Below are 7,876 nucleotides of genomic sequence, written 5' to 3' on the forward strand. Positions count from 1 at the left end.
GCAAAGCGAGGTTGTTGTAACTCATGGCAACATCGGGATGCTCTTCTCCCAGCAAGCGTTGATAAAGTTGCAAAGCTTTTTGGTACAGTGGTTCAGCTTCACCGTACCGTCCTTGGGAATAGTAGAGCAAAGCGAGGTTGTTGTAACTTTGAGCAACATGGGGATGCTCTTCTCCCAGCAAGCGTTGCCTTAGTTGCAAAGCTTTTTGGTACAGTGGTTCAGCTTCACCGTACCGTCCTTGGGATTGGTAGAGTGCTGCCAGGTTGTTGTAACTCATGGCAACATGGGGATGCTCTTCTCCCAGCAAGCGTTGCGTTAGTTGCAAAGCTTTTTGGTACAGTGGTTCAGCATCACCGTACCGTCCTTGGGATTCGTAGAGCATTGCCAGGTTGTTGTAACTCATGGCAACATCGGGATGCTCTTCTCCCAGCAAGCGTTGCGTTAGTTGCAAAGCTTTTTGCAACAGTGGTTCAGCTTCACCGTACCGTCCTTGGGATTCGTAGAGCAAAGCGAGGTTGTTGTAACTCATGGCAACAGAGGGATGCTCTTCTCCCAAGCGCTCTAAAGCAACTAATAAACATTGCTCTTGCCAAGGTAAAGCTTGTGCGTAAGCTCCTTGACCTCGATAAAAGTTACCCAAGCCAAGAAACGGCACAATTAAATCTTCATCACTTAACCAATTTTTGTATACAGTGGCAACTTCAGCAAGGTGGGGGATAAAAGGAGTGAATCTAGTAATTTCTTGCAATATAGGTGTTTCAGGAATTTCCTGTGCCTCTTTTACTATTGCAGCGCAGTAATTATATTTTTGCTCGTCGCTAGCATCTAAGTTCTTTTGCTTGTCTCTGAGAAACTCTCGAATCAGTTGATGTAACTGATAACTATCTTCACCCACAAGCAAGTGCAAATTTTCTAATTCAACTCTGGCATCTTCCAATTCTTCCGAGTCTTGCTCTTTAGCAGCACTTTCCACCAATAACCAAGGAATCGGAGCCAAAGCAAATAAACTTAGTAAACAGCCTAACAGTTGAGCCTGCTCATTTAACTCTGACCAACTCAACTCAAAAGCAGCTGCAACACCCCGTTTAACATCGAGTGTCCAAGTGGGATCATTTTCATTTACTATTAAAGAAGGATGACCTAGCCCTTTTGACTCTAACCGTCGTAACATTTCAGCCAAAGATATCTTACGCTTTTTCACATATCGCCCAACTAATTGCAACGCTAGGGGCAAGTATCCTAAACGCTGACAAAGTTCTTGAGCTTGTGCTAACTCTTGATTTATCTTTTCTTCCCCAATCAATTGACTCAGTAATAAGAGTGCATCTGACTCTTGCAAAACTTCCAAAAACAAAGAACCTGCTAAATCTAGCTTTAATCTGGTTGTAATTAATACTTTAAACTGAGATGGTTGTGGTGGTAGGTAGGGTTCTATATCCTTATAATCCTTCACATCATCCAAAACTAGCAGAGTATCTCCCTGCTGCCAATGCTGCCAGCACCAACGGACTCGCTCTGGTAACTCCAAATCATCTGGAGGTTGCAAACCTAAATCTGTTCTCGCAAATTGTACGATTTGCACTCCCATATCTTCCTCTCTAGCTCGCAACCAGCAGATACCACCAGGGTAATTATGCGACTGCAAATGCAACAGCGAATACTGGATTGCTAATTCAGTTTTCCCAACTCCCCCTATACCTTTCACAGCAGCAATTACTACTTCATTATTGCGTTGTAACTGTTGGTGGAGCCGTTCTAATTCCCTTGCTCGTCCGACAAACTTATCTGTGCTACTCTTAGGAATATTTTGCGGAAAACCTGTTGGTTTAGGAATATTACCCAAATTACTAACGCTTTGATAAATCTGGGTAATGTTTCCGACTGTAATATTGCCCTCAGCCCGTACATTCTCAAAGATTTTTTGTACAACTTGAGAATCTGGATTAATAGTCATGATTTTAAATAAATCTTAACTTCGTAGGGTGCGTTATAGCGAAGCGCAACGCACCATTTATCTCGATGCCTTACCCTTAATGCCCTAACACAATTTTTGAACAAAATTAGATATTGTAGGGTGCGTGATTGTTGAATCCGTAACATACCATTATCAAAGATTTGGTGCGTTACGCTGTCGCTAACGCACCCTACGTATCTACTTTGTAGGGTGCGTTATAGCGAAGCGCAACGCACCATTCATCGGGAGTGCGTTACGGCAAATGCCGTAACACAACGGCAGTTTTGCGGGAAGAAAATCTACACCGCAAACTGCCTCCCCTACTTAATACTGAATGGGTAGTTACGGTTTTAAGCTTCTTGATTTAAATTGCCTACATCAATGCTTTTAGCTTTCACCTCTTTAATCATTTCCTGGTTAACTGAACCATCCCTCGTAGCTTTTTGGTTAATATCTTTTGCTTTTAAATCGTCACTTAATTCAATCTCACTCAAAACTACTTGACGTATCGTTGCATCTTGTGCTTGTAGCAGCGCAACTAAATCCTTAAGTTTCTGAGCAAATGCTTCATCAGCATCGATTTGGGTTTGTAGTTCATCTTGCAGCTTTGTCTTATTCGCTTCTGTAGGTTGATTTTCCGCTCTTGTCAGTAACCCTTCTGTTCCCTCTGCCTTAAACTTTTCCCGAATGGTGTTTATTAAAAGAGTAAATGTATCAGCTGCACCTTTACCTAAAGCTTTTCCACCTTCTTTGATTGCCTCAGAGAAAAATAAAGAGACAATCACTGCTGCCGTAAGAGGTTCTACCATAAGTTTGCACGTAAATTTAGTAGCAACACAGTAATATACAAACTTACTGTACAGCTTTTCGGATTTTTAGTTGCGAGGTGTAGGGGCACGGCAGTGCCGTGCCCCTACGGGTGTACCTCGCTAGGTCAGGAAACGCTATATTTTAACTAACTGTTGCGCGTGATGATTCGGCATCAATGGGTTTGAGTAGGTAAATTCGCAACAGATTCCAGATGATGGAAAGTAACAAAGGTAGTTTTTGCACTAACTTGATAATTTTTGGGCGATCGCTTACATTAATTTCCCCCAATTTTAGATTATTCTCGGAACACTTTTCTAGACGAGAGAAAAATTCTGGGTGATTTGTGTTCAATGTCAAGGGAAACGCTCTTGCAGCGGTGTTGTTCGTCTCTTCGATGACTTTGGTATTATATTCGCGGGGATTTATGCCGATAGATTCATAAAATGTTGCTCGTTCAAATACTGTCAAGGTATGCGTAGCAAAAACTGTCAGCAAAAAGAAACGTACCCACAATCGCGATTTCCAATTATTCCATAACTGGGGTTGCGATCGCAGCAGCGCTTTGAAAAAATCTCCATGTCGGTTTTCATCCTGACACCAACTTTCAAAGTAGCGAAATAACGGATATATTTGGTGTTCTGGATGTGCTTCCATATGGCGATAAACTAAAATGTAACGCCAGTAACCAATTTTCTCAGATAAATAAACAGTATAAATAACCCACTCTGGGGGAAAGAAGGTATAAGTACGATTCTTGGTGAGATAACTTAAGTTTAAGGAAAGATTAAAATCTGCCATTGACTTATTCAAAAATCCCGCATGACGTGCTTCATCCCGCGACATTAAGAGAAAGGCTTCTGCTAAAATAGGATTTTGCTCTTTCAGTCGTCGCGATAGTTCTTTAAACAGCAAAAAACCAGAAAATTCTGAAGTACAAGAGCGCTCTAAAAAGTCAATAAAAGAACGTCGCGTTTCACCATCAATGCTATCCCAACACTGTTCAAATTCGCTACCGCGTACAAAATGATGCCGATTATAATCGGCTCTTAGCTCCTCTAAAACTGCTAATAATTCAGGCTCTTGCGCCGAAATATCCATTTGCGCGATCGCTTCAAAGTCAGTGGTGTAAAACCTGGGTGTTAACAATGTTTCCTGAACTGGTGCTTTAATACCAGGTTTCAGTAACTCAGGCTCTGGGGTGTGAAGATTAGCCATGAGAATTCTGCTTTTAATCTAATGCTTTATTAGCTATATAACCATAATTTTCTTTCTAGGTCTATCAATTGAAAAATAACTTTTTAATCGACAATTAGCTAGATATATTGGGTTTTTACGCAATTCGTTTGTAGCGTTTTTACACGAAATACTTTGTTTAACAAATAAAACAGATTAATATATTTATAGTTAGACAAATATTAATCGTTAAATCATTTAGAAAAAAATCAATATTACTAGCATCTGCATCTACACTAATAGCGTTAGTAGTATATGTAGGGTGCGTTAGCTGCGAGAGTACGGCACCCTACGTGTATTTCTATCAACTAACTCTTATCCACTATCCATTATCAACTAACTACCACTCACTATGGTTTTTATACTTCCTAGCGTAAAATTCGATTCTAATCTGATTCAAAAATATGATACTCCGACACCGAGATACACTAGTTATCCACCGGCAACTGAGTTAACAGAAGCATTTAGCGTTCTGGATTTTAAAGAAGCGATCGCTAACTCAAATCAAAGAAAATCTCCGCTTTCTTTGTATTTCCATATACCGTTTTGTCAAATTCCTTGCTACTTCTGTGGTTGTAATACGGTAATTTCCAACAATAAGAATATTGCTAAACCTTATTTGCAGTCTTTAGTTCAAGATATTAGAAATACAGCAGCCTTAATTGATTCTGATAGAAAAGTGCTGCAAATTCACTGGGGTGGTGGTACTCCTAACTATTTGAATCCTGAACAAGTAGAATTTTTGTGGAAAAATATTAGGCAACATTTTACCATTGATTCAGAAGCGGAAATCTCAATTGAGATTAATCCCCGCTATGTTGATAAAAATTATATTTTCTTTCTCAGAGAAATAGGCTTTAACCGAATTAGTTTTGGTATCCAAGATTTTAATCGTCAAGTTCAAGTCGCTGTAAATCGCGTTCAACCTGAAGAAATGCTTTTTGATGTCATGAGTTGGATTAAAGAAGCTAACTTCAAAAGTGTGAATGTAGACTTAATTTATGGTTTACCTTATCAAACTCGCGAAACTTTCAAAGAAACGATAAAAAAGACAATTGAATTAGACCCGAACCGAATTGTAGTCTTTAATTTTGCTTATGTGCCGTGGGTAAAACCTGTACAAAAAAATATTCCTGAAGATAAGCTTCCCCTACCGCAAGAAAAATTAGAAATTCTCAAGATGACGATTGAGGAATTGACAGCTAACAAGTATTTATTTATCGGGATGGATCATTTTGCTAAAGCTGATGATGAATTAGCGATCGCTCAACAAAATCGCACGCTAAAACGCAATTTTCAAGGCTACACCACCCTAGCAGAAACAGAACTCTTTGGTTTTGGTGCTACATCCATCAGTATGCTAGAAGACGCTTATGCTCAAAATCACAAGCAATTACAAGATTATTATCGCGGAATTGAAGCGGGTGTTTTACCAATTAGTAAAGGCATCAAACTCAGCCAAGATGACATTATTAGACGAGATGTCATCATGTCTATTATGTGTCACCACGAACTGCATAAGCCAGACATTGAAAAGAAGTATAACATCAACTTTGATGAATACTTCAGCTTAGAAATAAAGGCGTTACAGCCATTAGAAGCCGATCAATTAGTCGAGTTATCAACGAAATATATTATTATCACAGAAATTGGCAAACTACTATTAAGAAATGTTGCCGTTATCTTTGATACCCATACCAGAAATCACCAGAGAAAATTTTCTCGCGCCATTTGAGTAGAGAATTGATACCAAGTTCCGTTCAAAAACCTTACCCTCATTCCCTCTTTTTGCGGGTGATGGTGATATCAATTTTGTCAAAAATGTAACAGAGTTTTTGTCTTTAGCGCTATCAAGCGTGGTGAAGTGATTTTACATGTTTGTATGGAGCGCGACTTGGTAAAAGTGCTTGATGATGGTTTAATAGAAATCAAGGTGAAAAACCACCTGAAAATGCCCTATCTTCAGTAGAGGTGTGAGGGATGAAAATTAAACAACTTCTTCCAGTAGTATTGCTTGTTGTCGTGCTTATAGTTGGGTACTGGGGGATTTCATTTGCACAAGCTCCTGCAAAGCAATTTACACCAGAGCCAACCGTTGTTCTCAATGAAAAGGCTAGCGACTTACCCAAAGCAGCAGTACTAGAAAGCGAAATGCTGACGGCGACTTTGGCACCAGGAGAGGTAAGTATCTGGCATACACATGCGTCGCCTGTATTTGCTTACACAATTAGTGGTGAATATATCGTTGATTTTAAGTCAGGGCAGCCTTCAATTACGATACCTGCTGGCAAAGCAATTAAAGAGCCGATTAATGCCGTTGTGCGTGCTAGGAATCCTAGCTCAACGGTGCCAGCTCAATTGGTATTATTTCAGATTAGAAAACCAGGAACTGCCTTCCTAGACCCGGTTTCCAAATAATTTCCCACAATATCATTGGCAAGCTAAAGAATTACGCTGTTGATGAATGCGTTGGCGTTGCGTCTCGAACGCCAGTGCGTCTCAATTATGAGAAGAGAAGCGTGCGCTCTGCGCTTTCGCATTACATATGTAGTGCATGTTTACTTAATAACGTAAAGCTGTCCTTTTAGCTGCTTGGATAGTGCATGAACACTACAGGAACTCCCAGCAGCTTTTTACCTAATTGCGACAATCCAAACTTACCCTTAAGCGATCGCGGTAATTCTTCAAAGGCAATTACTACAAAACCAAAGCGTGTATAAAATTCCGCCAACCGCTGACCCAAACATTCTAAATATAGCGGTTGAGTTGCTTCTTCAATCAAATGCCGCGTAATTAAAGTTCCTAAACCGCGATTTCTCCAAGCTGGTGAAACTACCAAACTACCAAGTTCTTGTGTATCATAAAAGTTGCGAAGCTGTCCGCAAGCTACTATCTTCCCCTCGCATTCAATTACCCAAAATTGCGAAAAGCGTATTTGGGTAGGGTCAAGTTTTGCGGAAAGCACCAACCATCTAATTGACCAAATATCCTCAGATGTCCCCCTACGGAGTATACATCCATTTGGCAGTGACACGCTTTGTTTCATAGAACCTCGCAAAAATTATTATTTCCAATCAGATCCCCGACTTCTTCAAGAAGTCGGGGCAAATCGTTTTTTTCATTCTGTTGTCACTTTTTTGTCACATTTACTTTAAATACTAAAGATAGAACCGATTATTTTGAATATTAAATTTATTAAAATGCATCAACGTCAATTACCCCCGATACTTTGGGTTATGGGGACAGCGATCGCACTTCTGACGGCAAGCTGTGAGTCAGCAGTGCAATATTTGCCACCTTTACCGAGAATTGAGACATCCTCAAACGAAGCGCGATCGCCTCAACAAAACGCCCAATCTGCTAGTAACGCCAAAATTGAGGCAGCAATTCGCCAAGGTATCAATCAAGTGCGTCAGGAAAACAAACTGCAACCCTTGCAAAATAATGAAAAACTAGCGCAGGTTGCCCGGAACTACAGCCGACAAATGGCAGAACAAAACTTCTTCAGCCACACCGGACCTAATGGCAGCACCCTAGAAAAGCGAGTACGCGCAGGCGGAATTTATTATTGGGTGGTAGGTGAGAACTTGTTCACAAGTAAGAATATTTCCCAACCAGTATCACCAGCGATTGACGGTTGGATGAAAAGTCCAGGACATCGAGAGAATATTTTGCGTCCGTTTTTCAGCGAAACCGGTGTAGGAGTGTGGAAAGTTGGCAACAGCTACTATATTACACAATTGTTTTTGCGGCGTTGAAGAACTCCTTAATACAAAAAACGCCCCTTGGAATGAACCTGGACAAAAATGGACAGCCTTGTTTTATAGATCCGCGATACCCCACGATATCCTCGGATGAAGGCTGTCCATTTTTGTCTAT

Annotated in this window: 7 protein-coding genes; 3 read left to right on the top strand and 4 right to left on the bottom strand. The window is 40.4% G+C overall.

Annotated features, from left to right (window positions below; all coding sequences use genetic code 11):
- The 3 genes from PI95_RS33830 to acsF all read right to left on the bottom strand — a co-directional run.
- Positions 1-1,954: tetratricopeptide repeat protein (locus tag PI95_RS33830; RefSeq protein ID WP_163519442.1), on the bottom strand; the 1,954-nt coding region annotated here is incomplete at its 3' end.
- A 350-nt stretch (positions 1,955-2,304) separates the two neighbouring features.
- Positions 2,305-2,763, bottom strand: coding sequence for a hypothetical protein (locus PI95_RS33835; protein WP_039738689.1), 459 nt, complete (start codon positions 2,761-2,763; stop codon positions 2,305-2,307).
- A gap of 142 nt (positions 2,764-2,905) precedes the next feature.
- Positions 2,906-3,979: a magnesium-protoporphyrin IX monomethyl ester (oxidative) cyclase gene (acsF, locus tag PI95_RS33840; RefSeq protein ID WP_039738690.1), complete on the bottom strand. Its 1,074-nt coding sequence runs from the start codon at positions 3,977-3,979 to the stop codon at positions 2,906-2,908.
- Between the two features lie 370 nt (positions 3,980-4,349).
- On the opposite strand from acsF, the gene hemN reads away from it, so the two are divergent.
- Together hemN and PI95_RS33850 are read left to right on the top strand one after the other, a co-directional pair.
- Entirely contained in the window at positions 4,350-5,732 is a 1,383-nt protein-coding gene (gene hemN, locus PI95_RS33845; protein ID WP_039738691.1) for an oxygen-independent coproporphyrinogen III oxidase, read from the top strand.
- Positions 5,733-5,977: 245 nt separating this feature from the next.
- Positions 5,978-6,415 (top strand): cupin domain-containing protein, encoded by a 438-nt coding sequence (locus PI95_RS33850; RefSeq protein WP_052324726.1) that lies wholly within the window; start codon positions 5,978-5,980, stop codon positions 6,413-6,415.
- A gap of 166 nt (positions 6,416-6,581) precedes the next feature.
- Here the strand turns inward: PI95_RS33850 and PI95_RS33855 are convergent, their stop codons facing one another.
- The gene (locus PI95_RS33855; protein WP_039738692.1) at positions 6,582-7,043 is read right to left on the bottom strand and encodes a GNAT family N-acetyltransferase; all 462 of its coding nucleotides are present in this window, start codon (positions 7,041-7,043) and stop codon (positions 6,582-6,584) included.
- Positions 7,044-7,197: 154 nt separating this feature from the next.
- On the opposite strand from PI95_RS33855, the gene PI95_RS33860 reads away from it, so the two are divergent.
- A complete protein-coding gene (locus PI95_RS33860; protein ID WP_039738693.1) occupies positions 7,198-7,755 on the top strand; it encodes a CAP domain-containing protein in 558 nt (185 codons plus the stop codon).
- Positions 7,756-7,876 lie beyond the last annotated feature (121 nt).

It is taken from the genome of Hassallia byssoidea VB512170 (assembly GCF_000817785.2).
GTDB classification, from domain to species: Bacteria; Cyanobacteriota; Cyanobacteriia; order Cyanobacteriales; family Nostocaceae; genus Hassallia; species Hassallia carrinoi.

What these genes read in the sequence shown, in the direction of transcription:
- PI95_RS33855 (WP_039738692.1), bottom strand. Translation starts at nt 7,043, where the DNA reads ATGAAACAAAGCGTGTCACTGCCAAATGGATGTATACTCCGTAGGGGG.
- acsF (WP_039738690.1), bottom strand. Translation starts at nt 3,979, where the DNA reads ATGGCTAATCTTCACACCCCAGAGCCTGAGTTACTGAAACCTGGTATT.
- PI95_RS33835 (WP_039738689.1), bottom strand. Translation starts at nt 2,763, where the DNA reads ATGGTAGAACCTCTTACGGCAGCAGTGATTGTCTCTTTATTTTTCTCT.
- hemN (WP_039738691.1), top strand. Translation starts at nt 4,350, where the DNA reads ATGGTTTTTATACTTCCTAGCGTAAAATTCGATTCTAATCTGATTCAA.
- PI95_RS33860 (WP_039738693.1), top strand. Translation starts at nt 7,198, where the DNA reads ATGCATCAACGTCAATTACCCCCGATACTTTGGGTTATGGGGACAGCG.
- PI95_RS33850 (WP_052324726.1), top strand. Translation starts at nt 5,978, where the DNA reads ATGAAAATTAAACAACTTCTTCCAGTAGTATTGCTTGTTGTCGTGCTT.